Consider the following 26,479-nt stretch of genomic DNA (forward strand, 5'->3'; position numbering starts at 1 on the left):
CCCCCAAATCTGACTCTCAGTCTATGGGTTGACGATGCTCCCGCTACCCGGCTCGCTCTTTCTGCTCCGCCGCTCTCGCCGCGGCGAGTTCGCGTGCAGCCGCCGATACCGCCTCCTCCGCGCGCAGGCGGCGGTGCTGTGCCAGGGTCGCTGCACCGTACTTTTCTCGAATGCGATCCTCCGCTTCGGCAGTGAGGGTGATAATGAGGCTCGCGGCAATGAGGATCACCTGGGCCGAGAGATTGATCCACAGGAGCAGCGCGATCAGCGTGGCGAATGAGGCGAGCAGCGGGTTCGAGGCGGCCCCGCGCACAAAGAGCCCTGAAAACTCCTGCAACACGAACAGTCCAATACCGCCGGCCAGCGAACCCGTCCACAGAGCCCGCGAGGGCGCGCGGATGCCCGACAGGAGACGGAAAGCAATCGCAAGAGCAAGAGTGTTAATCACAAGAGCAAGGAGGATGCCGACGAGGCGCGATGTCGCCACGAAAGCGGTCGATGCCTCGTTGGCTCCTGTCCATTCGGAGACCAGCGAAATACCGCTGGAGGTGAGCAGACTCGCGACCGCGGCCGCCAGCAGGAGAGCACCAAACGCCACCCCCACAAGGAGGTTGCGCAGCAGCGCCCAGAGGATGAAGGTGTCGTCGGTCAGCACGTCGCCCAGCATGCGGAAGGCATTGCGCATGCTCCCGATTGCGCTGAGCGCGGCACCAATCAGGCCGACGAGCGAAAACACCCCGACAATGGTGAATCCCACGGGCACACGGGCATCTTCAGGGTCGACGAGGTCAGTCAGACCGGGCACGAACGAATCGAGCGCGTCGGTGACTGCACGCAGAGCGTCGGGGTTGCCGCCGATCCAAATTGTCGCCGCAGAGAAGAAGAGAAGGATGGCCGCAAAAACGCTGAAGAGCGCGCGATAGGTGATGCTGTCGGCAAGCATCGACCCTTTGTGCGAGGAGTATCGCAAGAAGGCGCGAACGAGGCTGAGCTGGAGGGCGAGCGCCGTGAGTTTCTGTATTGGCCCTCGCGAGCCTGGCCCGGCTTGGGGTGCCTTCTTCGAAACAGCCATGGGTCCAGCGTATTGGGTCAGTGGTATCGCAACAGAAGGGTCAGTAGCGACTCTCCGGTCAGCGACCCCCGGCGCTCCCCGGAGGCGTGATCTCGCCCCTCCAGGAGCCGGTGGCAAATCCGTTCGAGTGAAGCAGCTGCTTGAAGCGCTTCAGATCTGCAGCGGTCTGGGCCCGATCGACACCGAGGATCGCACCCGCGTTCTCGACGAACCCCTCCGGATCCCAGTCCAACTGCAGGCGAACGCGGGTCTGCTCGTCGTTCAGACGGTGAAAGGTGACGACCCCGGCGTGCTGCGGGCCGCTCGTGCTCTTCCACGCAATGCGCTCGTCGGGGAGTTGCTCGGTAATTTCGGCATCGAACTCACGCTCGACCCCACCAATCTTGACCTTCCACCGGGTGGTGGTGTCGGTGAGTTGATCCACATGCTCAACCGCGCTCATGAAAGCGGGAAAGTCCGTGAACTGTGTCCACTGGTTGTAAACGGTGTGTACAGGTGCATCGATATCGATATCGCTGCTCACAGTATGCATCTTCGATCTCCTTTGTACTCGAGTGGTGGTGAACGGTCTGCGGGCGGCCCCCGCCAGGCGTGCCTCCGAGCGTAGGCGGGTTACCGCCATCCGTCTGCGGGGTTGACTTCCCAGCGAAAATTCGACGCTGCCGGGGCCAGGTGGGTGGGTCTCTCCTCGACTCCGACTCCCGTTATCCAATTGCGCGTGGACCGGTTTCGATCCACTTCATAGACTGCATCTATGCAACCCTCAGCCTCCCGTAGTGCGGCCCAGCGCACCCTGGTCACCATCCTGCTCAGCGCCGTCGTGGGGTGGGGGTTGTTCGTACTGGCGATCTACACCGACATCGTGGTGGAGTCGGGGCTCACGCCCGAGCAGCTCTACGGCGTTGACCGGGTCGACATCGTGCGCCCATCAAAATATCTGATCTTCGCGGCGATCGCGCTGGTCGCGCTCACCGCAGTGTGGGCCAAGAACCGTATGCGGGCGCAGCTCGCCTCGGCCTCCCCCGCGTCTCGGCTCACTCCCACTGTCGAGGCGTTTGCCGGCAGTGTGGTGATCATCACCCTGGTGCTCTCGGCCATCATGGCGCTCAGCGTCTTTATGTCGAGCTTCTTCGACAGCTCCTCGGGCGTAGAGGTTGTCACCCGTGTCCTCGACACGTATCTGCCGATCGTGCTTTTCACAGCGCTCGCGGTGACGGTGCTGCTCGCCGGCTTCGTCTTTACTCGACACATCCCCCGGGTTCAGTTGGTGGATCAGCCCGCCGGCCATGGGCATGCGGGCCTTGCCGATCCTGCGTCCGTGCACGCTGCTGACTCGTTCGGTCACGCCGGTGCCGCAGCCCCCGCTACTGCGGTGGAGGCCGCCCCGGATCCCGCTGCTCAGCGCGCCACGGCGCTCGCGTTCACCGTGCCGATCATCGCGGTGGCTGCGGCGCTCATCTTCGGGCTGATCGTCTACGACCTGACACAGAATGCCTTGCCGGTGTGGATCTGGGTCATCGTACAGGCGGGTGTGGGCGCGGGCATCGTCTCGGGCACCATCTACGCGGCGAAGGCGCTCGATGCCCGACGCCTCCACATGTCGCGGCCCGCGGGCGCGAGCGTCGGGGCAAAGAACCTGAACCTCGTGCTGTCGATTATCTTCGCGGCCGCCGTCGGCCTCATGTCGCTCGGTTACGGTGCCTCGGCCGCCGAGCAACTCCGCGTGAACACGTTCCTGTCGATCAGCGCATACTCGAACGCGCCGCTGAAGGAAAACGGGGAGTTTGATCTGACCGAGGGCGATGAGTTCACCGTCATGATCAACGGCTACGACCTGCAGCGAAACTCAGACGTGACCGTGACACTGGAGCCCGGATCCACGGTGCTCCTTGAATCGGAAGTCGACTGGGAGGGCTATCTCGGAGGAGAGGCTTCGCTCCCTCCCGAGCTCGAATCCGGTGAGTACACCCTGATGCTGAACGCGCAGGGCGCCGACGGAGTCGAGTTGGAAGTGACACTTGCGGTGACCATCGACGACGGAGTGATTTCGCTGCCGGACGGAATGGAGGCGAGCACCTCCGACCAGGCACAGCAGATCATCGCCCCCACCCTCGGATGGGTGGGACGGGATCTGCTGCCCGCACTCCTCATGATTCTGCTCGCGGCGTTCACCCTGTTCGTGACGCTGAACGGGCTCTTCGCATTTAAGAGTGTAGAAGTGCTCCGCGGTGTGGTGCAGTGGAGATGGGTCGAGGTCTCCCGATGATGGAAGTTCTGACGCTCCCCATCCGAAAGACCTCGACATGCACCACGCTACCTTCCAACCTGCCGATCTCACGACTTTCTGCCAGCTCGATCAGCTCGGCCTGACCGCGGTCGGGCAAAGATTCGAGCCCGGCAGGGTCGTGCTGGACTGCCGTCTCATCGAGCCCGACCCGTGGTGTCGGCGGTGTGGCGCTGAGGGCGTGCTGCGCGATACCGTGACGCGGACCTTGGCGCATACCCCGTTCGGGCATCGTGCCACGACGCTGAAAATCCGGGTGCGCCGATACCGATGTGATTGGTGCCGGAAGGTGTGGCGTGAGGACACCAGCATGGCCGCACCGGAACGGGCGAAAATCACCCGGGCAGGGCTGCGTTTCGCGCTCGAAGCGGTCGTGATCGATCACCTCACCGTGTCGTGCACGGCCGCGAATCTCGGCGTGTCTTGGCACACCGCGAACGCCGCGATCCTGGCCGAGGGTCACCGGGCGCTGATCAATGACCCGGCCCGGTTTGACAGGGTCACGGTGATTGGTGTCGACGAGCATGTGTGGCGGCACACCCGCCGAGGTGACAAGTACGTCACCGTGCTCATTGACCTCACCCCGGTACGTGAGAAACGAGGCCCGGCCAGGCTCCTCGATATGGTGCCGGGTCGTTCGAAGCAGGTGTTCAGTCGCTGGCTGAGCGACCGCACACAAGCATGGCGTGACGGGATCGAGGTCGTCGCGATGGACGGATTCACCGGGTTCAAGACCGCATCGAAAGAGCACCTCCCTGATGCCGTCGAAGTGATGGACCCGTTCCATGTCGTCCAGCTCGCCGGTGACATGCTCGACCGCACCCGGCAGCGCGTGCAACAAGAAACCCTCGGGCATCGCGGCCGGGCGAAAGACCCGCTCTACGGGGTGCGGCGGGTCCTCAGAACCGGGGAGGCGTTCCTCACCGTAAAGCAGCAAGCGAGGCTTGATGCGGTGTTCGCTGACCCCCGTCATGGGGATGTGTGGCGAGCATGGCGCGTGTACCAGCAAGTCGTCGCCGCGTACCGAGAGAAGTTCGCAGGTCTCGGCCGGAAACGGTTACGGGAAATCATCGACACGGTGAAACAGACCACGCCGGCCAGGTTCACCGAGCTCCGGAAACTCGCGTACACGCTCGACCGGCGAAGGGTGGACATCCTCGCGTATTTCGATCACCCGAGAACATCGAACGGACCAACCGAAGCGATCAACGGCAGGCTTGAGCACCTCCGCGGGTCCGCGCTCGGATTTAGGAACCTCACGAACTACATCGCGAGGTCGCTCCTCGAGGCTGGCGGTTTCAGACCGTATCTACACTCACAAATGCGATGAGCCGCTGAACGCGCGCAACCGCGATGCGTTCGTGTCAGAGCCCGAGAATGCCGTCGCCGACACCGAGCACTAGGTTCCAGCCACATCGCTGCCGTCACTGGCCTGACTACCAGCAGGCGCGTCTGCAGTCGCGTCGCTCGACTCTTCGTCGGCCTGCTCCTTGTCTGCGGTCGTGCCCGAGCGCCCTGAGCGCCCCTCTGCGAGATAGGCCAGCCGGTGCAGGGTTTCCCCATTTCGCCAGATGAACGCGGCATCCTCGATGACGCTCGGCACCAGGGTTGCCGGGCCACTCACCGCATGCTCGGTGATGGTCACCACGCACTCTGACCCGACCGGGGTTACCGTGATCGTAACCCTCGCCTTGCCGATCGGCCGTCCACGCGCGAGCAGCACCATGCGATGAGGCGGATCCCACACCTCGCAGCTGGTCGTGTCGTTCAGAAGCGCGGGCCACACGCCAACCGAGTGCTGAATCTTCGACCCGGGCGCGGGCCAGTGCTCATCAACGTCGCGCATTCGGGATGCCCCGACGACCCATGACGGGTAGAGCCAGCCGTCGCTGAGTACCTCAAATACCGCATCAGGGCTGCAGTGAAACCTTCGTTGATTCCTGGCCATAGTCTTCTCCCGTCGGTGCGGTGCCGTTTGGCCTCGCGGTGCCGTGTGGCTTCTCTGCGTCAGTGATACCAGTGTTGCCTGCCGTCACCCGAGAGCGCGAGGGCTTGACATCAAAAGCTGATCTCGGTTTTGCGCGGGCAGCGGCCCGCTCCGTTAGGGTCGTGTCATGGCTTCCCTGAAACCGGCCGCGGTGATCGGCTCCGGGCCCAACGGGCTTGCGGCTGCGGTGACCCTCGCACGTGCGGGAGTGCCGGTGACGGTCTTCGAGGCAGCCGAAACCATCGGCGGGGGCACCCGCACGGCCGAAGTGGTGCGACCGGACGTGCTGCACGATGTGTGTGCCGCGATCCACCCGATGGCACTCGCGACCGAGTTCTTTCGACAGTTCGAGCTCACCCGTCGCATGGAGTTCGTCGTGCCCGAGATCTCGTACGCGAACCCGCTCGATACCTCGGGTGGTCGACACCGCGCCGCTCTCGCCTACCGCGACCTCGACCGCACCGCGGAAGAGCTCGGCCGCGACGGCAAGGCATACGCCCGGTTCTATCGGCCGCTCGTCAGGCGGCTCGAGGGCATCACCGACTTCACCCTCGGGCCCACCATGCTGGCCCTCCCCCGCGACGTGCTCGCCGCGGCCACGGTGGGGCTGCGCACGCTCGAGCAGGGCACCGCACTCTGGAACGCCAGGTTTCGCGAGGAGGCGGCACCGGCCCTCATCTCCGGGGTCGCCGCGCACAGCGTCGGTCGCATGCCAAACCTCGCGAGTGCCGCGGTGGGTGTGGTGCTTGGTGCACTCGGGCACGCCGGCGGCTGGCCCGTGCCGGTGGGCGGAAGCCGCGCGATCACCGACGCCCTCGCCGCAGACCTGTTGGCCCACGGTGGCGTGATCCACACCCAGCACGAGATCACCGACGTGCGCGAGCTCTCGGGATATGGGGTGAAGCTGTTCGACACCTCAGCGCGCGGCCTCGCCCGCATCGCCGGGCCCGCGCTGCCCGCGAAGTACCGCCGCGCCCTGCAGTACTTTGCCTATGGCGACGGCGCAACGAAGGTCGACTTCGTGCTTGACGGGCCCGTGCCGTGGGCCGACCCGCGGGTGGCGGGGGCTCCGACGGTGCACCTCGGTGGATCCCGCGCCGAGGGCGCGGCTGCAGAACGCCTGGTGAGCCGCGGGCAACACCCAGCGCACCCCTACGTGCTGCTCGTGCAGCCGACCGACTTCGACCCGGGCCGAAACCCCGCGGGGCTCAACGCCGTCTGGACCTACACGCACGTGCCGAGCGGCTCAGACGTTGACATGCGGGAACGAGTGACCGCGCAGATCGAACGCTTCGCGCCGGGGTTTCGCGACCGCGTGGTCGGCGTGCAGCAGACGACTGCCGCTGGCCTCGAAAGCTACAACGCGAACTATCACGGCGGCGATTTCAGCGCCGGGGCGATCACGCTGCGGCAGCTGTTCGCCCGCCCCAAGCTCTCAGTGGATCCGCACCGCACCCCGGCACCCGGCATCTACCTGGCGTCGTCGTCGGCCTCCCCCGGCCCCGGAGTGCACGGATTGCCGGGCTGGTACGCGGCGCGTTCGGCGCTGCGCCACGACTATTATTTGCCCGAGCCCGACCTCGGGGTGTGAACGCGTTCGCCCGCCCCAGCGCGCAGTGCACCGAGGCGGGCGAAGGTGCGCTCTCGCGAGTTAGTGACCGCGGTCGATCCACTCCTGCAGGTGGGGCTTCTCTGCGCCGATGGTCGTGGTGTCGCCGTGCCCGGTGTACACCACGGTGTCTTCGGGCAGGGTGAGCAGGCGATCGCGAATCGAGTCGACGATCGTCGGGAAATCGCTGTACGAGCGCCCCGTTGCTCCCGGCCCACCCTGAAACAGGGTGTCGCCGGTGAAGACAGCACCCAGGGTGCTGGCCACGAAGCTGGTGGATCCGGGCGAGTGACCGGGGGTGTGTACCGCGACCAGCTCGATGCCGGCGACGGTGAACGTATCGCTCTCTGCGATTTCCCCATCGGGCGCGGTGTCGTGCACGGCGTCCCACAGCATCCGGTCGGAGGAATTCAGCAGCACCGGTGCACGCAGCAGCTGCCCGGTTTCGACCGCGGCCCGAATGTGGTCGTCGTGTCCGTGCGTCAGGAGGATCGCGCGCACGGTGCGACGGCCCACCGCGGTGGCGATGTCGTCGGGATCGTGCGCGGGGTCGATCACGATGACCTCGTCGTCGTTGCCCACGATCCACACGTTGTTGTCGACGTCCCAGGTGCCGCCGTCGAGCGAAAAGGTGCCGCTCGTGACCAGGCGTTCGATGCGCGCGCTCACAGCTCTACCACCGATCGCAGCACGGTGCCCGCGGCCATCTTGTCGAACGCGGCCTGCACATCGCCGAGCCCGATGCGCTCGGTCACGAAGCCGTCGAGATCGAGCCGACCCAGCTTGTACTGGTCGATGAGCATCGCAAAGTCGCGGCTGGGCAGGCAGTCGCCGTACCAGGAGGACTTCAGCGATCCACCGCGGCCAAACACGTCGAGCAGGGGCAACTCGAGGCGCATTTCGGGGGTGGGCACACCGACGAGCACTACGCGCCCGGCGAGGTCGCGCGCGTAGAAGGCCTGCGTGTAGGTTTCGGGGCGACCAACGGCATCGATCACGACATCCGCACCGAAGCCACCGGTGAGGGCGCGAATCGCCTCAACTGCGTCTTCCGCGCGCGAGTTGACCGTGTGCGTGGCACCGAAGCGCTTCGCCTGCTCGAGCTTCGCGTCGTCGATGTCGACCGCGATGATGGTGGTGGCTCCGGCGAGCTGCGCGCCGGCGACCGCAGCGGTGCCGACTCCGCCGCAGCCGATCACGGCGACGGATTCGCCGCGCTGCACCTCACCTGTGTTGATCGCCGCACCAATACCGGCCATCACGCCGCACCCGAGCAGGCCAACCGCGGCCGCGTCGGACTCCTCGTCGATCTTGGTGCACTGCCCGGCAGCGACCAGTGTCTTCTCGATGAATGCGCCGATGCCGAGCGCCGCCGAAAGCTCGGTGCCGTCTTCGAGCGTCATCTTCTGGGTTGCGTTGTGCGTGGCGAAGCAGTACTGCGGCTGGCCCTTCGCGCACGCGCGGCACTGCCCGCAGACGGCGCGCCAGTTCAGGATCACGCGATCCCCCACCGCGACCTCGCTCACGCCCTCGCCCACCGCGGCGACCCGACCGGTGGCCTCGTGCCCAAGCAGGAAGGGGAAGTCGTCGCTGATGCCACCCTGCACGTAATGCAGATCGGTGTGGCAGACGCCGCTCGTGATGATGTCAACGACGGCCTCGCCCGGGCCCGGATCGGGCACGATCACGGTCTCGATGGTCGGTGCTGCGTTTTTTGCCCGCGCCACGACGCCCTGCACTCGATATGCCATGCGGTTCTCCCTCGACGGTGAAATATGTCGGGCCGTTGTGGCCCCCGACCAGGCTAGCGCGTCTGGCCGCAGTCTCTCGCGATGTGAGACAGTGTCTGCATCCGCCCGCGAAGTGAAGGAGCGACAGCATGGTCGAGTTCATACTCGTGCGACACGCCAAATCAGACTGGGGTGACCCGGGTCTGCCAGACCACGAACGGCCGTTGAACGCGCGTGGCACGGCGAACGCCCCGATGATGGCGCGGCGCCTGGCTGATACCGGCATCACAGTGGATCGCATCGTGTCGAGCACGGCGGTGCGTGCCCGCACCACCGCGGCGGCGTTCGGCACGGCGCTCGGGTGCGAGGTCGAGCTCACGCCGCACCTCTACGATTCCTCGGCAAACACGCTGCTCGAGGCGGCCGTCGCGGCGGGAACCGAAGCCCGTGCGCACACGATCATGCTCGTCGCCCACAACCCGGGCATCACCGACCTTGCGAGTCGCCTGTCCGCAGGTGGCATCGAGCACATGCCGACCTGCGCGGTGGCCCGCTTCGTGTGGGCCACCGACGACTGGCGCGAGGCAGTCACGCGCAGCCCCGATTCGTGGAGCCTCGACACGGTGCGCTGATCCACACCCTAGACATCAAAGCGATGCGAGCTCACGATCTGGTGAGCGATTCCGACGCGACTACCCTAGAAGCGTGATCGACGAGACCGCGGAGAGCAGCATCCCGAACCCCGAGACCTTGCTCGGCCTGATGCTCGAGGATGCTGGCCGCCTCATGAACCAGGCATCCGGTGGCGCCTCGGCGTGCAGCTTCACCAAAGCGGGCATCTCGGTGCCGTCGCTGAAGTACGCCGAGGGGCGGTGGGCGGCGCTCAGGGAACTGAGATCGCAGGGTGCGGATCGCGAGGCCGCCGAACGACTGGGCGCACACTGGCGAGAACAGCTCGCGGCGCTCGAAGCGCGCGAAGCCAGCCGAGACTGGCTCGCGTACCGCAGCGGCGGGGTCGACGCACTCGCCGAGTTCGCGGATCGTGCCTCAATCATCACGGGCTAAGCGAGCGGATCGACTCTACGTCCCCCGTCAAAGCCCGGCGCGCACTTCTTTCAGTCGGTCCCCGATCCCGCGCGCACGATCCAACGCAACACCCGCGGCGCGAGCGAATTCTGGGAAGGCATCGACCGCCTCCTGCACCTCGCGCACGATGCGCGCGGCACCGCCCACCAGATAGCGATCCGCCACAGCCAGGAGGTCGGTTCGTCGGATATCTGTGAAGCGCCCGTTGACCGACAACAAGTGCTGTGAGGTCCAAAACCCCTGCGGGTTGTAGGCGAACGTCAGGTCATACGCGGGCGCAAGCTCCCACGGCCCATTCTCCGGGAGGAGGAAGGCGTGGTTCTTGGTGTGGTCGTCATGGTTTGAGGCCAGCACGTTGAATACCATTCGTCGGAACAGCTGATCACCCGCGTCAATTCCCAGTTGATTCGCTGCCTGAAACAGCGCCCCGTAATCGTGCGCACCGCGTTGCCGAAAATCTAGGCCCGACAAGTCATTAAGTGACTGCATGTGGATCCGCTCGCCCTCAACGCCCGGCCGATCGAATCGCCGCGTCATGAAGTGCGCGCGGCCACCCTCCTCGAGCAATCGACTCTCGGACATCGCGATGCCCGCCTGCTCTGCCATCAACGAGTACGCATACTCAATTCGCCCATACTCGCCGCCGCGACCGAGCTCGTTGTCTTCACCGACACCATCGAACTTCAGCAGCCACTGCTCGAAGCCCGGCGGAGCGTCGACCCCGCCTGCCCTGACCTCGTGGGTGACGGGATCGAGCGCGATGATTGCCTTTGCCCGGGCCCCGCCGGCCGATACACCGACCGAGAAGATCTCCGAAAGCGCCTCAGTTCGCTGACCTTCTGCGAGAGATCCGCGAATTGCCAGCCTGGCACCCTCGACGAGGTGTGCCATCTCAATTGCGGTGGGTTCGGACGCAGGCGACTGCGCCGGATGAAAGGTAAGCGCTCCGAGCGCTCGCGTTCCGACGTAGGCGAGGCGGTCGATTGGTCGAACGAACTCGGGCGGCAGGCCCTCGCGCTGGAGCGCCGCGTTGATGACCGCGTTGCCGAAGTCGTCGGGTGCGGATCCAGCGACGAGCGGCGGAAGCCCATGGAACGTTTCGCGTGGGAGGCCTGGGAACACCCACGTCCGGCGCCTGCTCCCAACAGGCATCAGCAGCGGAGATAGGTCGGGGGCGCGCCAGGCACGCGCGAACTCGAACGCGCTCAGGTCTGAGTTCGGCACGGGCGCGAGTGCGCCGACCGTTCGCCCCCACGCGCGAACCTCGAGCACCTCGACCTGTTGAAATGCCATTTCTTACCCGCGACCCGTCGCACGCTTCGGCAACTCCGAGGCCCGCTGTGCGCGGAGCAGTGCCATCGGACTGATGCCGGGATCTGGGTTCAGCTGCCCCAGCCAGTCTTCGAACCCGAGCACGCGCACCACCCGAATGAGAGATTTCAGGGTCGATCCACGCCCGGATTCGAGATTCTTCACCGCTCCAAGAGCGATGTTCGCACGCTCAGCGAGTTGCGCCTGCGTCCAGTCTCTGTCTAAACGCGCACGCCGAAGCTGCTCACCTAACCGTTCTTCCCAGAGGTCGGTGCCACCAGTCGTTGTGGCCACTTTTGCGTCCATAAAGAACAGAATACGCCACAACAGTCATAAAAACGACTGTGATCTTTCGCGTGAGAGAAAGCTCTGAGCGGGTTACGCCTCGGGCGTGAAGCTCAGCGACAGCGAGTTCATGCAGTAGCGATCACCCGTGGGCGTGCCGAAGCCGTCGGGGAAGACGTGGCCCAGGTGGCCGCCGCAGCGGGCGCAGCGAACCTCGGTGCGCACCATGCCGAGCGAGTTGTCTTCCAGCAGTTCGACCGCGTCAGGCCGCACCGACTCGTAGAAGCTGGGCCAGCCGCAGTGCGAGTCAAACTTGGTGCCGCTGACGAAGAGCTCGTTGCCGCACCCGGCGCACGCATAGACGCCCGCGCGCTCCTCGTCGAGCAACTCCCCCGTCCAGGCACGCTCCGTACCAGCGCCGCGCAGGATCGCGTACTGCTCGTCGCCGAGCTCGGCGCGCCACTCTTCTTCGGTCTTTTCGACTTCATATGCCATGCGTGCAAGTCTAGGCGTAGAGGCTTACGGCGGGCTGGATTCTGCCCGCTGAATGACGCCTCGTGACGGCCCGAGCGCACCCGATCGACGGGCTGGAATAGGCTGAACCCATGACGGATCCGCGCTCACAATCGACGTATCAGGTGCGACTCGGATGGGGGGCGGATGGGCTCACCCGCCTTGCCGAGTCAGGCATGGTCGTGGTCATCGATGTGCTCGGCTCTGCTGGCGGGCTCGCCGCCGAACTCGCCGCGGAGGCCGCCGCGCTCCCGCACGGGCCAGCGGTCTTTCTCGGGTCGCTGCGCAACGCGACCGCGACCGCGAGGGCCATCGTCGACGAGCAGGTGGCGCGTGGCGGACGCACCTCAATCAACCTGGTGCTCGCGGGCGACGACGGCGGCTTCTCGGTCGAAGATTTCCTCGCGGCGGGCGCGATCGGCGACGCGCTCTCGGCGCTGGGCATCGATCATTCGGCGCCAGACGTCGCGGTGGCCACCGAGGGATTCCGCCCACTCACCCGGGCGCTCAAGCACCTGATATCGGCGAGCGCCGCGGGCATCGAACTCGCTCAGGCCGGTCGCGGTGACGAGGTCAAGTCGGCCGCGCAGCTCGATGCCGACACCGAGGCCACCCGCCTCGACCGCTAGCGCGGCTGGCCCGGCCCCGGATCACCCCAGAGCCGGGCCACCCCAGCGCATCAGCGCTACCGCGCGACAACCTGACGCTTTGAGGAGATCACTCCGGTGTCGAAGCCGGCCAGGTGCAGCCCGCCGTGGAATCGTGCGTGCTCGACCTTGACGCAGCGATCCATGACCACCTCAAGCCCGGCAGCCTCGGCGATGGCCGCGGCCTCCTCGTTCCACGAGCCCAGTTGCAGCCACAGCGTCTTCGCGCCAACTTCGACGGCCTCGCGGGCGACACCCGGCAGATCCTCGTTTCGGCGAAAGACATCGACGATGTCGGGCACGACGGGCAGATCCGCCAACGACGCGTAGGCCTTGTGCCCCAGGATTTCGGTGGCACGCGGGTTCACGAAGTATACGTCATACGGCGCACTGGACAGCAGGTAGGTGGCGACGAAGTAGCTCGCGCGCGCCGGGTTATCAGATGCCCCGACAATCGCGATCGACTTCGCGCGACGCAGGATGCCGAGGCGGGCCGCCGCGCTCGGGCTCTGCCAGGTGCGCTCCGCCTGCCCGTGGGGAGATGCGGGTGCCGCGGGTGCCGGCAGCGCGCAGGCATCACCCTGCGCCGCCGAGGTGGGGATGGATGCGTCGCTCATCGCTGTACTCCTGTCGCGAGGGTGAGGGCCTGATCCAAATCCCACACGATGTCTTCCGGATCTTCGATGCCCACCGAGATCCTGATCAGGTCGGCGGGAACCCCCGCGGCGTCGAGCTGCTCGGGGGTGAGCTGCTGATGCGTCGTCGATCCCGGGTGGATCACGAGGGTGCGCGCGTCGCCGATGTTGGCCAGATGGCTCGCCAACTGCAGCGATTCGATGAGCTTCTCGCCGGTGGCGCGGGCCGCCTGCAGGCGCTCAGCCTCCGAGGCAAATTCACCCGATGGGCGCACGCCGAACGCGAAGACCGAGCCAGGACCAAGCGGGAAGTACTTCTGGGCGCGCTCCTGGTGCGGGTGCCCGTCGAGACCGGCCCAGGTGACGAACGAGACACGCGGGTCGCTTGCCAGCCACTCGGCCACGATGCGCGCGTTCGCGACGTGCGCATCGATCCGCTGCGGGAGCGTCTCGACCCCCATGAGCAGGTTGAACGCCGACTGCGGGCTGAGCGAGGGCCCGATGTCGCGCAACTGCTCGCTGCGGAGCTTGGTGAGAAAGCCGTACTCGCCGAAGTTCGCCCACCAGCTAATGCCGCCGTACGACTCGACGGGCTCGGTCATCGCCGGGAATTTACCGTTGCCCCAGTCGAAGGTGCCGGCTTCCACAACCACGCCGCCCAGCGTCGTGCCGTGGCCGCCCATGAACTTCGTCACCGAGTGGATCACGATATCGGCACCGTGCTCGATCGGACGCACCAGGTACGGGGTGGCGAGCGTCGAGTCGACGACGAGCGGAATGCCCGCCTCGTGCGCGACCTTCGACAGCCCTTCGAGGTCGGCGATCTCGCCGCCCGGGTTGCCAATCACCTCGACGTAGAGCACCTTGGTGTTGGCCCGAATCGCCTTCCGAAACTCTTCGGGATCGGAACTCGCCACAAAGGTGGTGTCGACGCCGAAACGGCGCAGCGTCACGTCGAGCTGCGTTACCGTGCCGCCGTAGAGCTGGGCAGAGGCGACGACGTGGTCGCCGTGGCCGACGAGCGCGGCGAAGGTGATGAACTCGGCCGACATGCCGCTCGCCGTGGCCACCGCCCCGATGCCCCCCTCGAGTGACGCGATGCGTTCCTCGAGCGCGGCGACGGTGGGGTTTCCGATCCGCGAATAGATGTTGCCGTACTTTTGCAGCGCGAAGAGGTTGGCGGCGTCTTTCGCGCTGTCAAAGACGAACGAGGTCGTCTGGTAGATCGGCACGGCGCGCGCGCCGGTGGTCGCGTCGGGTGTTCCCCCCGCGTGGAGGGCTCGGGTGCGGAACCCGAACTCGTGCTCGCTCATGTGGTCTCCTTTTCGCGGGCCTGGCGCACGGCTTCGCGCACGCCTTCGACGGCCCAGGGGTTTTGCAGGCTGGTGGTATCGCCGAGCGTATCTCCTTGCCACAGCTGCGCAAGCAGGCGACGTAGGATCTTGCCCGATCTGGTCTTGGGAAGCTCGGGCACGCGCACGATGATCTTGGGCTTGGCGATCGCCCCGATGTCACGCGTGACCTGGGCGCGCAGTTCGTCGAAGCCGACCGGCTCCGCGGCCCCGTCGACGACGAAGGCTGCGACGGCCTGGCCGGTGATCGCATCGAATACGCCGGTCACGCCGGCCTCCCCGACGGCCGGGTGCGCGACAAGCGACGACTCGATCTCGATCGTGGAGAGGCGGTGCCCCGAGACGTTCACCACATCGTCGAGACGGCCGAGGATCCAGATATATCCATCTGCGTCGACCGTCGCGCCGTCACCCGCAACGTAGTACGCGCCGTATTCGCCGTGCCCCGCGAAGGGAGCCCAGTACGAATCACGGTAGCGTTCCGGGTTGCCCCAGACCGTGCGGGCCATGCCGGGCCAGGGCCGGCGGGCGACCAGGGTACCCGACCGGCCAGGGGCGACCGGAGTGCCGTGCTCGTCAACGACCGACATGTCAATCCCGGGCAGAGCGACGGTTGCGGAGCCGGGCTTCAGCGTGGTCACCCCCGGGAGCGGTGCGATCATCGCCGCGCCGGTCTCCGACTGCCACCAGGTGTCTACCACGGGGGTCTCGTCGCGCCCGAAGTTGCGGCGAAACCACACCCACGCCTCGGGGTTGATCGCTTCACCGACGGTGCCAAGCAGCCGAATCGAAGAGAGATCGTGGCCGGCGGGCAGGTCGTCGCCAAACCAGGTCATGAAGGAACGGATCAGCGTGGGGGCCGTGTAGTAGACGGTCACGCCGTAACGCTCGATGATGTCGAGGTGCCGCGTGCGGTCCGGAGTATCCGGGGTGCCCTCAAAGATCACCTGCGTGAGGCCGTTCGAGAGGGGACCATAGATCTCGTAGGTGTGGGCCGTGACCCACGCAAGGTCGGCCGTGCACCAGTGCACGTCGTCGGGCTTCGCGTCGAAGTGTGCCCAGTGTGCCCAGCTCGCGTGCGTGAGGTACCCGCCCGAGGTGTGCACGAGGCCCTTGGGCTTCCCCGTTGTGCCGGAGGTGTAGATGATGAAGAGGGGATGCTCGGAATCAAATGCTTGTGGATCGTGCACGTCGGGCTGGCTGTCGATCGCGTCGTGCCACCAGACATCTCGCCCTTCGGTCCACGGCACATCCTGGCCGGTGCGGCGCACGACGAGCACGTGCTCGAGGTCTGGGAGGCCTTCTGCTGCAACATCGGCCGCGGACTTCACCTCCACCTGCTTCCCGCGGCGGTTCTGCCCATCGGTCGTGACGAGGAGTTTGGCCCGGGTGTCTTCGAGCCGAAAGCGCACCGCCTCGGCCGAGAACCCGCCAAAGACGAGCGAGTGCACCGCGCCGATTCGCGCGCACGCGAGTGCGATCACGACGGTCTCGACGAGTACCGGAAGGTAGACGACGACCCGGTCGCCGGGCCCGATGCCCAGTGCGATGAGCCCATTCGCGGCGCGCGCGACCCGACGCTGCAGATCAGCGTATGACACGGCGAACCGGTCACCAGGCTCACCCTCGAAAAAGAGGGCCACCTGGTCGCCGCGCCCTGCGTCGACGTGTCGGTCGACGCAGTTGACAGCAACGTTCAACGTGCCACCGGCAAACCACGTCGCCTCGGGAATGCTCAGCCCGTCCGCCCCCTGCACAGGCGGCGACCAGGTATGCGCGGTGTGCCACGGCTCGACCCAGTCGAGGCGAGCGGCGGCGCGTTCCCAGAACGCGACAGGGTCGGCGTTCGCGGTCGCGTAGATCGACGCGTCGACATTTGCCCGCGCGGCGAACTCGGCGGTCGGGGGAAACGAGCGGGTTTCCGTCAGGCGTACTTCGCTGGTCACATCCACCGTTTCAGCACCGCCTTTTCAAAGAGCACCAGGATCGCGTTGGTGATTGTGCCGAGGAGCGCCAGGAGCACGATAGCGAGCAGGATTCGATCGACGCGACCGGTCTGCTGCGAGTCGTTGAGCATCCAGCCCAGCCCCATCGAGGCACCGAGCAACTCGGCGGCGACGAGGAACAGCCACGCCTGGGCGAGCGCGAGGCGCAGGCCTGAGACAACTGACGGCACGACGGCCGGTAACTGCACGGTGCGGAACAGCGACCACCCGCGCAGTCCGAAGGTACGACCCGCCTCGACCAGTTGCGGGTTCACATGACGCAGGGCGTCTGCGACGGTGGTGTACACCGGGAAGAAGGCGCCAATCGCAATGAGGGTCACTTTCGATTCCTCACCGACCTGCAGCCACAGAATCAGCAACGGCACCCAGGCAAGCGAGGGTACGGCACGCAGCGCGACGAGCGTCGGAGCGAGCAGCACGGCACCTGCGCGAGAGAGTCCGACGATCGCGGCGAAAGCGAGCGCAATAAGCGAGCCGACCGCGAAACCGATGAAAACGCGCTGCACCGAAATCGCGATATTGAGCCACAGCTCACCGCGCTGAATGAGTTCGGTCCCCGCCTCCACGACTGACCAGGGCGCGGGAAGTCGGTACGGCGGTACGATCCCCGTGGTGGTCACGTACTGCCATGCCGCGATGATGATGATGGGAACCGCGAAACCGCCCGCGATCCGCACCCACGTGCGCGACCACAGGGGCGTGCGCACCTGCGCCGCCCCTGTGGTCGTGGTCACACCTTCGGTCATTCGGTTGCCTTGAGCGCGAACTGATCAAAGATGATGGTGTCGATTGCCCGGTCGAGGGCCTCCTGACCGCCCTGAACATCGCCCGACTCGGCGATGATCGGCGCGATGGTCTTGAGCACCTTGATCTGCGCCTCACCGGGAACGCCGGAGACATCAAGGTTCGACCGCTCGGTGATCACGGTCTTTGCGACCTCGATATCGATTGACGCGGCATCGGCGAGCAGCTGAGCCGTCTCTTCTGGGTTCTCGAGCGCCCAGATCCGCGCCTCCTCGTAGGCATCGACAACAACCTGCGCGATGTCGGCGTGATCGGTGATGAATTCCTCGGTCGCGTTCAGAAACCCGTAGGTGTTGAAGTCAACGTTGCGGTAGATGAGCTTGGCACCCGACTCCACCTCGGCGGCGGCCATGATCGGGTCGAGCCCGGCCCAGGCCTCGACTGAACCGCCGTCGAGCAGCGACCGGCCATCGGCATGCTGCACGTTCTGCACCTCAACGTCGTCGACGCTGAGTCCAGCTTCCTGGAGCGACTGAAGCAAGAAGAAGTACGGATCGGTGCCCTTGGTCGCGGCGACTGAGGTGCCGGCGAGCTGCGCAACATCGGTGATCTCGCTGTCGGCTCCGACCACGATGGCCGACCATTCGGGCTGCGAGTAGATGTCGATCACCTGAATGGGCGAGCCGTTGGCGCGGGCGAAGAGGGCGGCGGATCCCGCGGTCGATCCCACATCGATCGAGCCTGAGCGCAGCAGCTCGTTGGCCTTATTGCTGCCGGCTGACTGAATCCACTCGACCTCGACCGACTCACCGAGGGCTTCCTCGATGAGACCCTGATCCTTGACGACCAGGCTGAGTGGGTTGTACGTTGCCCAGTCGATCGAGAGCGTGTTCGACGACCACTCGGAGCCCTCGACGGGTTCGGTGGTCGCGCTGCCCTCGCCCTGCACGCAGCCGGCCATGGTCAGCGCCATGACTCCTGCGACGACGGTCGCGGGGATAATTCGGCGGGTGAAGGTACTCATGGGTTCTCCTTTGTTGTGGTCTTGTGCACGCCCAGCCCGCCAAGCAGGCCGGTGCGGAGGTCGGTGAAGGCGCGCGCGCCGCGATCGCGCGGGCGGCTGCCGGGAACCGACACGAGGCGGGCGATCGAGCCATTCGTGGCCGGGGTGTCGACCTCTGCTTCGGGTAGTAGCTCCGAGGCTCGTGCGGATCCGAGCGCGCCGATACCCGAAGATGAGCCGAGCGCGACGACCTTCGCACGGGGACGCTCGGGCTGGGCATCCGTGACGAACAGGTTGCGCAGCAGGAGCACGTGATCGGCGAGGTAGAGCGCCTCCTCCACGTCGTGCGTCACGAGCACGATGGTGGTGGGCTGCGCACGGTGGATGTCGAGCAGCAGGTCGTGCATCTTCAATCGCGTGAGGGCGTCAAGCGCACCGAACGGCTCGTCGAGCAGCAGCACGCGCGGGTTGCGCGCCAGGGCGCGTGCCAGCGAGGCGCGTTGCGCCATGCCGCCGGAGACTTCGCTGGGACGTTGGTCGGCGGCGTGGCTGAGCCCTACGAGTTCGAGCAGCTCGGCGACCCGCTGTTTGGCGTCACGCCCCCGGGTGCCGCGCGGAAGCCCGATCGCGACGTTCTGCGCGATCGTGCGCCACGGCAGCAGGCGCGGTTCCTGAAACGCGATCGCGGTGGAGTCGTCGTGCGCACGCACCACCTCGTCGTCAAGCGTGATCGCCCCGGCCGTTGGCGAGTCGAGCCCGCCGATGAGACGCAGGAGGGTCGACTTGCCGCATCCCGACGGTCCGACCACCGCGATAATCTCACCCGCGGTTACGTCGAGCGTCAGGTCGCGCAGCACGGTGCGCGCGCCTTCCTTGGTGGGGAAGGTGCGCTCCACCCCAGCGATGTGCACGCGGCCCGCGGGCGCGGTCGCGACGTTCTCTCGGTGTTCGGGCATGAGAACTAATCTGCCGGGCATTGCCCGCATCACAAAAACCACCCGTAACACAGCGAAGTATTTCGCCAGTGGATCCTGGCGAAGCGAATACGGGAGGCACCCCATGGCGCCCGGTTATGCCAGCCTTACCTTGCTTGTGGCGGGGCCCCGACCGGAGCATTATGAGCATATGAGCAATGAGCAATCTGAGATCGAGGCCGCGATCCACCATCTGCACGAATCGCATGCCGACGACAAAGTGGGGCAACGGCTGAATTGGCTGCGCGCCGGGGTGCTCGGCGCCAACGACGGCATCGTGTCGGTGGCGGGTGTGGTGGTGGGTGTGGCCGCCGCTACCCCGGGCAACATCGTCGCGATCGCCACCGCGGGTATCGCAGCCCTGGTCGCGGGTGCGTTCTCGATGGCCGGTGGCGAGTACGTGTCGGTGAGCACTCAGCGCGACACCGAGAAGGCGATGATTACCCAAGAGATACGCGAACTCAAGGAACAGCCCGCCGCAGAGCTCGCCGAACTTACCGGCATGTACCGCAAGCGGGGGCTGTCGGCTGGGCTGGCCCGGCAGGTCGCGGTCGAGCTCACCGCACGAGACGCGCTCGCAGCTCACGCCGAGGTGGAACTCGGGATCGATCCCGAAGAACTCACGAGCCCGTGGGTTGCCGCGCTGTCGTCGTTCGTGGCGTTCACCGTTGGTGCACTCATTCCGCTCGCCATAATCCTGTTGCCCTTCGGCAATGCCGTTGTGCTCACCGCAGCGTCGGTGGTCATCGGGCTCTTCCTGACGGGCCTGATCAGCGCGAAACTCGGTAAGGCTCCGGTGTTCCCTGCCATCTTTCGCAACGTCGTGATGGGCTCGGCCACGATGCTCGCGACGTATCTGATTGGCCTGGCCTTCGGCGTCGCCCTCGGCTAGTGCCGCACGGCTGACGGAGCACGCGTGCCCGTTGCCTCACGAGATCGAATGTTGCGAGCCGTCAAGATCTCATGACGCTCGACTTATCTGTCAAATGGGTCTCGCAAGTCATCCGAAAAAGCACCACGGACGTCTAAGATCGCTCTATCCGCGTCAACGCCAGGGCCCACTTGGTCCATTGCCATGAAGGATTCACGGGTTACATATCTCCGTTTGCGTCGAATTGGAATGAGTTCGGCAACTTCTCGGCCACGCCGCGTCACTGTGTAGCTCTCGCCAGCCTCCAACCCATCCATAATTGCCTCAACGCGCGTGAATAACTCCTGCTGGCTAACAATTTGAGATCGGCTCATGTCCCAAGAGTAAGCCTCGGTTGACGTTTTTGCCCCGCCAAGATACCTCTCGGCTCTGACTATCTGGCCGAGCGAACTCAGAACTCTTCATAGTGCGCAGGGTCCTGGTTCGCCATGCGGCCATCCGGGCAGCCCAGCGCGGTGATCGCCGCGACCTCCTCCGGCGCGAGCACGAGATCCACCGCAGCGAGATTCTCGCGCTGCCACACCGCCGAGCTGGCCTTCGGGATCGGGATCACCCCGCGGGCGACCGCCCAGGCGAGCACGACCTGGCCGGGGCCGACCCCGTGCGCGTCGGCGATCCGCCCGATCACCGGGTCGCTGAGCATATCGTTGCCACGCCCGAGCGGGCTCCACGCCTCCGTGATAATGCCGTGCTGCGCATGGTAATCGATCGCCTTCTGCTGCGGGAAGTACGGGTGCACCTCGATCTGGTTCACCTCGGGCACCACCCCGGTTTCCACGCGCAGGCGTTCGAGGTGTTCGGGCAGGAAGTTGCTGACCCCGATCGCCCGCACGAGCCCCTGCTCTTTGGCGGCGATGAGCGCGCGCCACGCGTCGACGTAGAGGCCCTGCGCCGGGTTCGGCCAGTGGATCAGGTACAGGTCGATGTGGTCGAGCCCGGTGCGGTACACGCTCTCCTCGATCGCGACTTTCGCGCGATGCGGCGCGTGATGGCGGCCGGGCAGCTTCGAGGTGACGATGATCTGCTCGCGCGGCACTCCCGAGGTGCGCACCCCGTGCCCGATCGCGCCCTCGTTCTCGTAGTTCACGGCCGAATCAATCAGCGTGTACCCATTGTGGATCGCGCGCGCCACGGTGGCGGAACCCTCGACGCCCCACAACTGCCAGGTGCCAAACCCGATTGCGGGCAGGGTGAACCCGCTGTGTGCGATGCGTTCGTGTGTCATGAGATTCTGCCTTTCCCTTTCGATGCGGTGGCATCATCGGCATCTGTGTTTGAAGCGGCCCGTCTGGCAGGAGCTTCTGTTTAGGCTTCTGGCCCTGCGTACTCCGAAGTGACCAAGTATCGATAGAGACCTTCGTCCATCGGAGATTCGAGGGCGAGCTTCATCGTGACCACATTCAGCATCTTGCCGTCGCCACCTGGCATCTGCTCCTGGACCGGCTCTCGCGATTCAGCCCGCCCGAGGTAGGTAAACTCCAGCCCCTCGGCGTCGTCCTTCTTTGCAAAGAGGTGAAGAGGGATTGCATTCTCCACAATAGATTTCACCTCAGAACTCTGCAACGTTCTTCGACTCCGCGTGAACCATCGGAGCGTTGCTGGGTCAAGGAATTCGTCCCCATACTGTGTGCTCTCGGATACATGATCCGCCTTGTGATACGTCACGAAGATCGGACACGAGTTGGAAGAAAAGTCCACCTTGTAGCCGTAGATGGTGCTGTACTCGTTTGAGTTCCAGTTGAGCTGCCGGCAGACGTCTTTTCGGGAATATTGCCTGCCAACTTCGAGTTCGCCAGTCCAGTTATATCGATGCCTGGCCAAAAAGAGACCAGTTTCAATTGCGTCTTCGAAGTGGGCTCGGAATTTCGGGTCCGTTACGAGTGAGTCCGCAATGACATCCGGAAAGGTGAAATGCTCCCCGTCGAGGTTGACCAGTGCTTGATTTCCGTACTTCTGCCGCTCACTGGTTGTGAAGAACTCGAGGGACAACACCCTCTGAACTGAGTCGAGAGTTCCCGCGTCGTGGACACAACCGTGAACGGAAAGGAAGATGCGGTACTCAGCACGACTCATTTGCCGCCCAGCAAGGAGTTCCTTGAGCAGGAGAAGTTCATGCGGACGCTTGCCATTCAGGAGCTCTGCGGACAGGAAGCTCAATACCGCATTGGCAAGCTCTGCCGGAGCTTCAGTTTCCCGTTTCAGCGTGCGCAGAAGCTGCCAGTAGTTTTTTCGTTTGGTGGCAATCACGACCGGGTCAACAGCCTCAAATCGCGCAAAATCTATGAGCTTTGGCGGCGCGCCTAATCGTTGCTCCATTTCCAGGAACGCCGACTTCAGATTCTTCATACTGTCTAGAGAAACCGCTGAGAGTGACTGCAGAACCCGATCACGTGAGATCTTGTCGAAGTTGATACTGGAGAGCCCCGAGATCGCGCCGGCTTCATCAACTTTGATGAGCTTCTGTCGAATGACGTCCTTGTTCAGGGAACTGTCACCGATTAGTGCAATCGGAATGAGGTAGTTGTTGGTGTAGTTCCCGATGAAGTCGATGACTCGGAGATGATCCTTGCCAGCAGCCTTCCTCAGCCCGCGTCCAAGTTGCTGCGTAAACACGATGCTCGACTGTGTCTGCCTGAGCATGACAACCTGATTCACCGATGGAATATCAATTCCCTCGTTGAAGATATCGACGGTAATGATGTAGTCGAGTTCGCCGCGTTCCAAAGCCGCAACCACGTTCGCGCGGGTTTCGACAGGGTCCAGCCCGCTTAGTGCGCGTGTTCTCAGTCGTTTGCCGTGCGAGTCTGAGTCATTGAGCAAGCGCGAGAGTTCAGCGGTTTCCTCCCTGCGGCTGCAGAAAATCAGCCCTCGCGTAGGACCGGCATGCCCATACTGCTCGATAGCCTCCAAGAGATGGGCCACCCGTTCCTCCGCTATCAGTCGCGAGAGGTCTGAAGCATCGGTGACAGTTTCGCCTGTTTCATCCACATAGTCAGTCACACCGTAATAGTGAAACGGAACAAGCATGTCTGCTTCGAGCGCAGCCTGCAGACGAATTTCGTATGGAACGTTGAAGTCGAACAACTCAAACACGTTGAAATCGTCAGTGCGTTCCGGCGTCGCGGTAAGTGGCTCTTCGCATTTAAGAGTGTAGAAGTGCTCCGCGGTGTGGTGCAGTGGAGATGGGTCGAGGTCTCCCGATGATGGAAGTTCTGACGCTCCCCATCCGAAAGACCTCGACATGCACCACGCTACCTTCCAACCTGCCGATCTCACGACTTTCTGCCAGCTCGATCAGCTCGGCCTGACCGCGGTCGGGCAAAGATTCGAGCCCGGCAGGGTCGTGCTGGACTGCCGTCTCATCGAGCCCGACCCGTGGTGTCGGCGGTGTGGCGCTGAGGGCGTGCTGCGCGATACCGTGACGCGGACCTTGGCGCATACCCCGTTCGGGCATCGTGCCACGACGCTGAAAATCCGGGTGCGCCGATACCGATGTGATTGGTGCCGGAAGGTGTGGCGTGAGGACACCAGCATGGCCGCACCGGAACGGGCGAAAATCACCCGGGCAGGGCTGCGTTTCGCGCTCGAAGCGGTCGTGATCGATCACCTCACCGTGTCGTGCACGGCCGCGAATCTCGGCGTGTCTTGGCACACCGCGAACGCCGCGATCCTGGCCGAGGGTCACCGGGCGCTGATCAATGACCCGGCCCGGTTTGACAGGGTCACGGTGATTGGTGTCGACGAGCATGTGTGGCGGCACACCCGCCGAGGTGACAAGTACGTCACCGTGCTCATTGACCTCACCCCGGTACGTGAGAAACGAGGCCCGGCCAGGCTCCTCGATATGGTGCCGGGTCGTTCGAAGCAGGTGTTCAGTCGCTGGCTGAGCGACCGCACACAAGCATGGCGTGACGGGATCGAGGTCGTCGCGATGGACGGATTCACCGGGTTCAAGACCGCATCGAAAGAGCACCTCCCTGATGCCGTCGAAGTGATGGACCCGTTCCATGTCGTCCAGCTCGCCGGTGACATGCTCGACCGCACCCGGCAGCGCGTGCAACAAGAAACCCTCGGGCATCGCGGCCGGGCGAAAGACCCGCTCTACGGGGTGCGGCGGGTCCTCAGAACCGGGGAGGCGTTCCTCACCGTAAAGCAGCAAGCGAGGCTTGATGCGGTGTTCGCTGACCCCCGTCATGGGGATGTGTGGCGAGCATGGCGCGTGTACCAGCAAGTCGTCGCCGCGTACCGAGAGAAGTTCGCAGGTCTCGGCCGGAAACGGTTACGGGAAATCATCGACACGGTGAAACAGACCACGCCGGCCAGGTTCACCGAGCTCCGGAAACTCGCGTACACGCTCGACCGGCGAAGGGTGGACATCCTCGCGTATTTCGATCACCCGAGAACATCGAACGGACCAACCGAAGCGATCAACGGCAGGCTTGAGCACCTCCGCGGGTCCGCGCTCGGATTTAGGAACCTCACGAACTACATCGCGAGGTCGCTCCTCGAGGCTGGCGGTTTCAGACCGTATCTACACTCACAAATGCGATGAGCCCGGTAAGTCCAAGAAGGAAATCCGGTTCAAGATGATCAATGATCCGACGATAGCTCTGCGCCCCTGCACGATGCACTTCGTCGATCAGCACATAGTCGAAGTGCGCCGGATCTATGGCACCCAGGTTCTCAGGTCGTGAAATCGATTGAATCGTGGCAAACACGTATTTTCGGTCGAGCTCCTTGCGAGTTCCCACGAACTTCCCAATGTCGCATTCCGCGGCCCCGATGACTTGCCGGAACGCTTCAATTGCAGCATCAAGAATCTGTTCTCGGTGCACCACAAAGAGAACCCTGTTCGGGTCTGCTGCCCGAACATCCAGGGCCGAAAGTATCGTTTTTCCAGTTCCCGTGGCTGAGATCACGACCGCACGCCGCTCTCCGGCTGCGCGCACTTCCTCAATTGCTCGCAATGCATCAACCTGCATTACATTCGGAAGAATCAGTGCTCCAGAACGACCCGGTTTCTCCTCCCACCAATCCTCCGCGGCGTTGACAAGAGATGGCATTTCAGCCACGACGTTGCGATTGCTCCGGGAATAGTGAGCTTCATATGCCGCAATCCACTCACGGTGAGAGGGACTGACGACTGCATCTGGCCAGATATCTCTCGCCTGAGCTGCTCAACAATGTCTCCACCCGGCAGTGCGGAGAAACGCAGATTCCATTCCTTGTTCTGGAGCAAAGCTCGTGCAGTCAGATTTGAGCTACCAATGATTGCCGTTGAGGATTCCGGTTCTTCAAATAGATAGCCTTTAGGGTGAAAGCCCTTGCCCACTTCGTGATGCACGAAGACCTCGACGCCACTGAACCCCAGCAATTCTCTGAAGGTGTCCGGAGCATTGAAGTTGAGATAGGTTGAAGTGACGATGACGCCGCTTCCCCGGAAGTCCACGAGTGCCTGTTTGAGCAGCGCCAAGGCGCCAGGTGTAATGAAGGCGACCGAGAACGTGAACCGTTCCGCACGCACGATTTCGTGTCGAATCGCACGAAGCATCATATGCTCATCCTGGTTAGAGATGAGCTGTGGATGATAAATCTGGCTCGAGGCGAGAGAGGAATCTAGAAACCCAAAGGCAGTGTCTGCCTGCAAAGTTCTCTGAGTTTCAGATGCCACTACAGGCTCACTGATCGAAGCCGCTGAACTGCCGGAATATCAGCCGGGGCCCACTCGACGGATTCGAGATCAGCAGCAGCGAGCCAGCGAATCTCTGCGTGCTCGGTGAGCTGCGGCTCATCCTGGCTGAGCGTACAGAAGTATGTCGTGAGGATTACGATGCCAAAGTCGTACTCGTGCTCGGTAGTCTCCAAGTGCTCACCGATGTCAGCAGCGCACAGGAGTTCCTCTGCGAGCTCCCGCCTGAGTGCTTCTTGTGGCGTTTCTCCGGGTTCGATCTTTCCGCCAGGAAATTCCCACAGGCCAGGCAGCGACATGTGGTCTCCACGCTTCGCTGCCAGAATCTTTTCGTCCCGAATCAGCACTGCACCAACAACGTTGATACGACGTTTCGGCTTCGGAGTGGTGTCTGCGCTGTCCATCGTTCATAGCCTAGCCGGCGTAGACCTCGTAACGTCGGCGTGGGCACGCGGCGGGGGTGCCTGGCCGGGTCTGGAGGGCACACGGAAGTTGAAGAGAACGCACCGCGTTCTCGCTTCCGTGTGGTGCGACTTCCGTCGCAGCGACCTGCTAATGCGGATGGATCGGCACGCCCGACGCATGCCCACGCCGTCGCCAACGCTGAGCCAGCGCGCGGAA

The 26,479-nt window shown here is 64.3% G+C and carries 27 protein-coding genes; 8 read left to right on the plus strand and 19 right to left on the minus strand.

Going from position 1 to position 26,479, the window contains the following annotated elements; genetic code table 11:
* Positions 1–43: 43 nt before the first annotated feature.
* Positions 44–1,072 carry a YihY/virulence factor BrkB family protein gene (locus tag ACTNFK_RS08775; protein WP_435937341.1) on the minus strand — a complete coding sequence of 343 codons (1,029 nt, stop codon included), beginning with the start codon at positions 1,070–1,072 and terminating at the stop codon, positions 44–46.
* 58 nt (positions 1,073–1,130) lie between these two features.
* Positions 1,131–1,604, minus strand: coding sequence for an SRPBCC family protein (locus tag ACTNFK_RS08780; RefSeq protein WP_433647718.1), 474 nt, complete (start codon positions 1,602–1,604; stop codon positions 1,131–1,133).
* A 222-nt stretch (positions 1,605–1,826) separates the two neighbouring features.
* Between ACTNFK_RS08780 and ACTNFK_RS08785 the strand changes: the two genes are divergently transcribed.
* Positions 1,827–3,338, plus strand: a complete 1,512-nt coding sequence (locus tag ACTNFK_RS08785; RefSeq protein ID WP_435937342.1) for a hypothetical protein — start codon at positions 1,827–1,829, stop codon at positions 3,336–3,338.
* 37 nt (positions 3,339–3,375) lie between these two features.
* A complete protein-coding gene (locus ACTNFK_RS08790) occupies positions 3,376–4,686 on the plus strand; it encodes an ISL3 family transposase (RefSeq protein ID WP_445117151.1) in 1,311 nt (436 codons plus the stop codon).
* 69 nt (positions 4,687–4,755) lie between these two features.
* Here ACTNFK_RS08790 and ACTNFK_RS08795 read toward each other — a convergent pair whose 3' ends face one another.
* A complete protein-coding gene (locus tag ACTNFK_RS08795) occupies positions 4,756–5,304 on the minus strand; it encodes an SRPBCC family protein (protein ID WP_435937658.1) in 549 nt (182 codons plus the stop codon).
* 166 nt (positions 5,305–5,470) lie between these two features.
* Here ACTNFK_RS08795 and ACTNFK_RS08800 point away from each other — a divergent pair, with 166 nt between their 5' ends.
* Positions 5,471–6,934 (plus strand): phytoene desaturase family protein, encoded by a 1,464-nt coding sequence (locus ACTNFK_RS08800; RefSeq protein WP_435937659.1) that lies wholly within the window; start codon positions 5,471–5,473, stop codon positions 6,932–6,934.
* A gap of 60 nt (positions 6,935–6,994) precedes the next feature.
* Here the strand turns inward: ACTNFK_RS08800 and ACTNFK_RS08805 are convergent, their stop codons facing one another.
* Both ACTNFK_RS08805 and ACTNFK_RS08810 read right to left on the minus strand, forming a co-directional pair.
* Positions 6,995–7,621, minus strand: coding sequence for an MBL fold metallo-hydrolase (locus tag ACTNFK_RS08805; protein WP_435937660.1), 627 nt, complete (start codon positions 7,619–7,621; stop codon positions 6,995–6,997).
* Positions 7,618–8,703 carry an S-(hydroxymethyl)mycothiol dehydrogenase gene (locus ACTNFK_RS08810; RefSeq protein ID WP_433647723.1) on the minus strand — a complete coding sequence of 362 codons (1,086 nt, stop codon included), beginning with the start codon at positions 8,701–8,703 and terminating at the stop codon, positions 7,618–7,620. The genes ACTNFK_RS08805 and ACTNFK_RS08810 overlap by 4 nt, the downstream gene beginning before the upstream one ends.
* Positions 8,704–8,831: 128 nt before the next feature.
* On the opposite strand from ACTNFK_RS08810, the gene ACTNFK_RS08815 reads away from it, so the two are divergent.
* Both ACTNFK_RS08815 and ACTNFK_RS08820 read left to right on the plus strand, forming a co-directional pair.
* Positions 8,832–9,314: a SixA phosphatase family protein gene (locus tag ACTNFK_RS08815; RefSeq protein WP_435937661.1), complete on the plus strand. Its 483-nt coding sequence runs from the start codon at positions 8,832–8,834 to the stop codon at positions 9,312–9,314.
* 73 nt (positions 9,315–9,387) lie between these two features.
* On the plus strand, positions 9,388–9,747 hold the full coding sequence (locus tag ACTNFK_RS08820; protein ID WP_435937662.1) for a hypothetical protein: 360 nt from the start codon (positions 9,388–9,390) through the stop codon (positions 9,745–9,747).
* Between the two features lie 27 nt (positions 9,748–9,774).
* Here ACTNFK_RS08820 and ACTNFK_RS08825 read toward each other — a convergent pair whose 3' ends face one another.
* The 3 genes from ACTNFK_RS08825 to msrB all read right to left on the minus strand — a co-directional run bounded on the left by ACTNFK_RS08825 (position 9,775) and on the right by msrB (position 11,859).
* Positions 9,775–11,061 carry a type II toxin-antitoxin system HipA family toxin gene (locus tag ACTNFK_RS08825; RefSeq protein WP_435937663.1) on the minus strand — a complete coding sequence of 429 codons (1,287 nt, stop codon included), beginning with the start codon at positions 11,059–11,061 and terminating at the stop codon, positions 9,775–9,777.
* 3 nt (positions 11,062–11,064) lie between these two features.
* On the minus strand, positions 11,065–11,373 hold the full coding sequence (locus ACTNFK_RS08830; protein ID WP_435937664.1) for a helix-turn-helix transcriptional regulator: 309 nt from the start codon (positions 11,371–11,373) through the stop codon (positions 11,065–11,067).
* An 84-nt stretch (positions 11,374–11,457) separates the two neighbouring features.
* On the minus strand, positions 11,458–11,859 hold the full coding sequence (gene msrB / locus ACTNFK_RS08835; protein WP_433647727.1) for a peptide-methionine (R)-S-oxide reductase MsrB: 402 nt from the start codon (positions 11,857–11,859) through the stop codon (positions 11,458–11,460).
* Between the two features lie 110 nt (positions 11,860–11,969).
* On the opposite strand from msrB, the gene ACTNFK_RS08840 reads away from it, so the two are divergent.
* Positions 11,970–12,506, plus strand: a complete 537-nt coding sequence (locus ACTNFK_RS08840) for a 2-phosphosulfolactate phosphatase (protein WP_435937665.1) — start codon at positions 11,970–11,972, stop codon at positions 12,504–12,506.
* Between the two features lie 56 nt (positions 12,507–12,562).
* Here the strand turns inward: ACTNFK_RS08840 and ACTNFK_RS08845 are convergent, their stop codons facing one another.
* From ACTNFK_RS08845 to ACTNFK_RS08870, 6 genes are read right to left on the minus strand one after another with little or no spacing between them, the layout of a single operon-like run.
* Positions 12,563–13,141, minus strand: a complete 579-nt coding sequence (locus ACTNFK_RS08845) for a CoA-binding protein (RefSeq protein ID WP_435937666.1) — start codon at positions 13,139–13,141, stop codon at positions 12,563–12,565.
* A complete protein-coding gene (locus ACTNFK_RS08850) occupies positions 13,138–14,472 on the minus strand; it encodes an O-acetylhomoserine aminocarboxypropyltransferase/cysteine synthase family protein (protein WP_433647730.1) in 1,335 nt (444 codons plus the stop codon). The genes ACTNFK_RS08845 and ACTNFK_RS08850 overlap by 4 nt, the downstream gene beginning before the upstream one ends.
* Positions 14,469–16,463, minus strand: a complete 1,995-nt coding sequence (gene acs / locus ACTNFK_RS08855) for an acetate--CoA ligase (protein WP_435937667.1) — start codon at positions 16,461–16,463, stop codon at positions 14,469–14,471. Before acs ends, ACTNFK_RS08850 begins: the two co-directional genes overlap by 4 nt.
* Positions 16,454–17,263: an ABC transporter permease gene (locus ACTNFK_RS08860; RefSeq protein ID WP_435937668.1), complete on the minus strand. Its 810-nt coding sequence runs from the start codon at positions 17,261–17,263 to the stop codon at positions 16,454–16,456. The genes acs and ACTNFK_RS08860 overlap by 10 nt, the downstream gene beginning before the upstream one ends.
* The gene (locus ACTNFK_RS08865) at positions 17,260–18,285 is read right to left on the minus strand and encodes an aliphatic sulfonate ABC transporter substrate-binding protein (RefSeq protein ID WP_435937669.1); all 1,026 of its coding nucleotides are present in this window, start codon (positions 18,283–18,285) and stop codon (positions 17,260–17,262) included. The genes ACTNFK_RS08860 and ACTNFK_RS08865 overlap by 4 nt, the downstream gene beginning before the upstream one ends.
* Entirely contained in the window at positions 18,282–19,220 is a 939-nt protein-coding gene (locus ACTNFK_RS08870; protein ID WP_435937670.1) for an ABC transporter ATP-binding protein, read from the minus strand. Before ACTNFK_RS08870 ends, ACTNFK_RS08865 begins: the two co-directional genes overlap by 4 nt.
* Before the next feature lie 169 nt (positions 19,221–19,389).
* Here ACTNFK_RS08870 and ACTNFK_RS08875 point away from each other — a divergent pair, with 169 nt between their 5' ends.
* Complete coding sequence (locus ACTNFK_RS08875; protein ID WP_435937671.1) at positions 19,390–20,130, plus strand: VIT1/CCC1 transporter family protein; 741 nt, start codon at positions 19,390–19,392, stop codon at positions 20,128–20,130.
* A gap of 430 nt (positions 20,131–20,560) precedes the next feature.
* Here ACTNFK_RS08875 and ACTNFK_RS08880 read toward each other — a convergent pair whose 3' ends face one another.
* Complete coding sequence (locus ACTNFK_RS08880) at positions 20,561–21,394, minus strand: aldo/keto reductase (RefSeq protein ID WP_435937672.1); 834 nt, start codon at positions 21,392–21,394, stop codon at positions 20,561–20,563.
* An 80-nt stretch (positions 21,395–21,474) separates the two neighbouring features.
* Entirely contained in the window at positions 21,475–23,262 is a 1,788-nt protein-coding gene (locus tag ACTNFK_RS08885) for a DUF3427 domain-containing protein (RefSeq protein WP_435937674.1), read from the minus strand.
* A gap of 148 nt (positions 23,263–23,410) precedes the next feature.
* On the opposite strand from ACTNFK_RS08885, the gene ACTNFK_RS08890 reads away from it, so the two are divergent.
* Positions 23,411–24,721: an ISL3 family transposase gene (locus tag ACTNFK_RS08890; RefSeq protein ID WP_445117151.1), complete on the plus strand. Its 1,311-nt coding sequence runs from the start codon at positions 23,411–23,413 to the stop codon at positions 24,719–24,721.
* Here ACTNFK_RS08890 and ACTNFK_RS08895 read toward each other — a convergent pair.
* The 3 genes from ACTNFK_RS08895 to ACTNFK_RS08905 are packed head-to-tail and all read right to left on the minus strand — an operon-like array spanning position 24,690 to position 26,262.
* Positions 24,690–25,151, minus strand: coding sequence for a DEAD/DEAH box helicase family protein (locus ACTNFK_RS08895; RefSeq protein WP_435937752.1), 462 nt, complete (start codon positions 25,149–25,151; stop codon positions 24,690–24,692). The genes ACTNFK_RS08890 and ACTNFK_RS08895 overlap by 32 nt on opposite strands.
* A gap of 14 nt (positions 25,152–25,165) precedes the next feature.
* Positions 25,166–25,840, minus strand: a complete 675-nt coding sequence (locus ACTNFK_RS08900) for a phospholipase D-like domain-containing protein (protein ID WP_435937751.1) — start codon at positions 25,838–25,840, stop codon at positions 25,166–25,168.
* Entirely contained in the window at positions 25,840–26,262 is a 423-nt protein-coding gene (locus ACTNFK_RS08905) for a (deoxy)nucleoside triphosphate pyrophosphohydrolase (protein ID WP_435937750.1), read from the minus strand. The genes ACTNFK_RS08900 and ACTNFK_RS08905 overlap by 1 nt, the downstream gene beginning before the upstream one ends.
* Positions 26,263–26,479: the final 217 nt, after the last annotated feature.

The sequence above is a fragment of the Leucobacter fengyongliangi genome (genome assembly GCF_052386045.1).

Excerpts from the sequence above, each read along its gene's own strand:
- ACTNFK_RS08775 (WP_435937341.1), bottom strand. The coding sequence starts at position 1,072 with ATGGCTGTTTCGAAGAAGGCACCCCAAGCCGGGCCAGGCTCGCGAGGG.
- ACTNFK_RS08780 (WP_433647718.1), bottom strand. The coding sequence starts at position 1,604 with ATGCATACTGTGAGCAGCGATATCGATATCGATGCACCTGTACACACC.
- ACTNFK_RS08785 (WP_435937342.1), top strand. The coding sequence starts at position 1,827 with ATGCAACCCTCAGCCTCCCGTAGTGCGGCCCAGCGCACCCTGGTCACC.
- ACTNFK_RS08790 (WP_445117151.1), top strand. The coding sequence starts at position 3,376 with ATGCACCACGCTACCTTCCAACCTGCCGATCTCACGACTTTCTGCCAG.
- ACTNFK_RS08795 (WP_435937658.1), bottom strand. The coding sequence starts at position 5,304 with ATGGCCAGGAATCAACGAAGGTTTCACTGCAGCCCTGATGCGGTATTT.
- ACTNFK_RS08800 (WP_435937659.1), top strand. The coding sequence starts at position 5,471 with ATGGCTTCCCTGAAACCGGCCGCGGTGATCGGCTCCGGGCCCAACGGG.
- ACTNFK_RS08810 (WP_433647723.1), bottom strand. The coding sequence starts at position 8,703 with ATGGCATATCGAGTGCAGGGCGTCGTGGCGCGGGCAAAAAACGCAGCA.
- ACTNFK_RS08815 (WP_435937661.1), top strand. The coding sequence starts at position 8,832 with ATGGTCGAGTTCATACTCGTGCGACACGCCAAATCAGACTGGGGTGAC.
- ACTNFK_RS08825 (WP_435937663.1), bottom strand. The coding sequence starts at position 11,061 with ATGGCATTTCAACAGGTCGAGGTGCTCGAGGTTCGCGCGTGGGGGCGA.
- msrB (WP_433647727.1), bottom strand. The coding sequence starts at position 11,859 with ATGGCATATGAAGTCGAAAAGACCGAAGAAGAGTGGCGCGCCGAGCTC.
- ACTNFK_RS08840 (WP_435937665.1), top strand. The coding sequence starts at position 11,970 with ATGACGGATCCGCGCTCACAATCGACGTATCAGGTGCGACTCGGATGG.
- ACTNFK_RS08845 (WP_435937666.1), bottom strand. The coding sequence starts at position 13,141 with ATGAGCGACGCATCCATCCCCACCTCGGCGGCGCAGGGTGATGCCTGC.
- ACTNFK_RS08850 (WP_433647730.1), bottom strand. The coding sequence starts at position 14,472 with ATGAGCGAGCACGAGTTCGGGTTCCGCACCCGAGCCCTCCACGCGGGG.
- ACTNFK_RS08860 (WP_435937668.1), bottom strand. The coding sequence starts at position 17,263 with ATGACCGAAGGTGTGACCACGACCACAGGGGCGGCGCAGGTGCGCACG.
- ACTNFK_RS08865 (WP_435937669.1), bottom strand. The coding sequence starts at position 18,285 with ATGAGTACCTTCACCCGCCGAATTATCCCCGCGACCGTCGTCGCAGGA.
- ACTNFK_RS08870 (WP_435937670.1), bottom strand. The coding sequence starts at position 19,220 with ATGCCCGAACACCGAGAGAACGTCGCGACCGCGCCCGCGGGCCGCGTG.
- ACTNFK_RS08875 (WP_435937671.1), top strand. The coding sequence starts at position 19,390 with ATGAGCAATGAGCAATCTGAGATCGAGGCCGCGATCCACCATCTGCAC.
- ACTNFK_RS08880 (WP_435937672.1), bottom strand. The coding sequence starts at position 21,394 with ATGACACACGAACGCATCGCACACAGCGGGTTCACCCTGCCCGCAATC.
- ACTNFK_RS08890 (WP_445117151.1), top strand. The coding sequence starts at position 23,411 with ATGCACCACGCTACCTTCCAACCTGCCGATCTCACGACTTTCTGCCAG.
- ACTNFK_RS08895 (WP_435937752.1), bottom strand. The coding sequence starts at position 25,151 with ATGCAGGTTGATGCATTGCGAGCAATTGAGGAAGTGCGCGCAGCCGGA.
- ACTNFK_RS08905 (WP_435937750.1), bottom strand. The coding sequence starts at position 26,262 with ATGGACAGCGCAGACACCACTCCGAAGCCGAAACGTCGTATCAACGTT.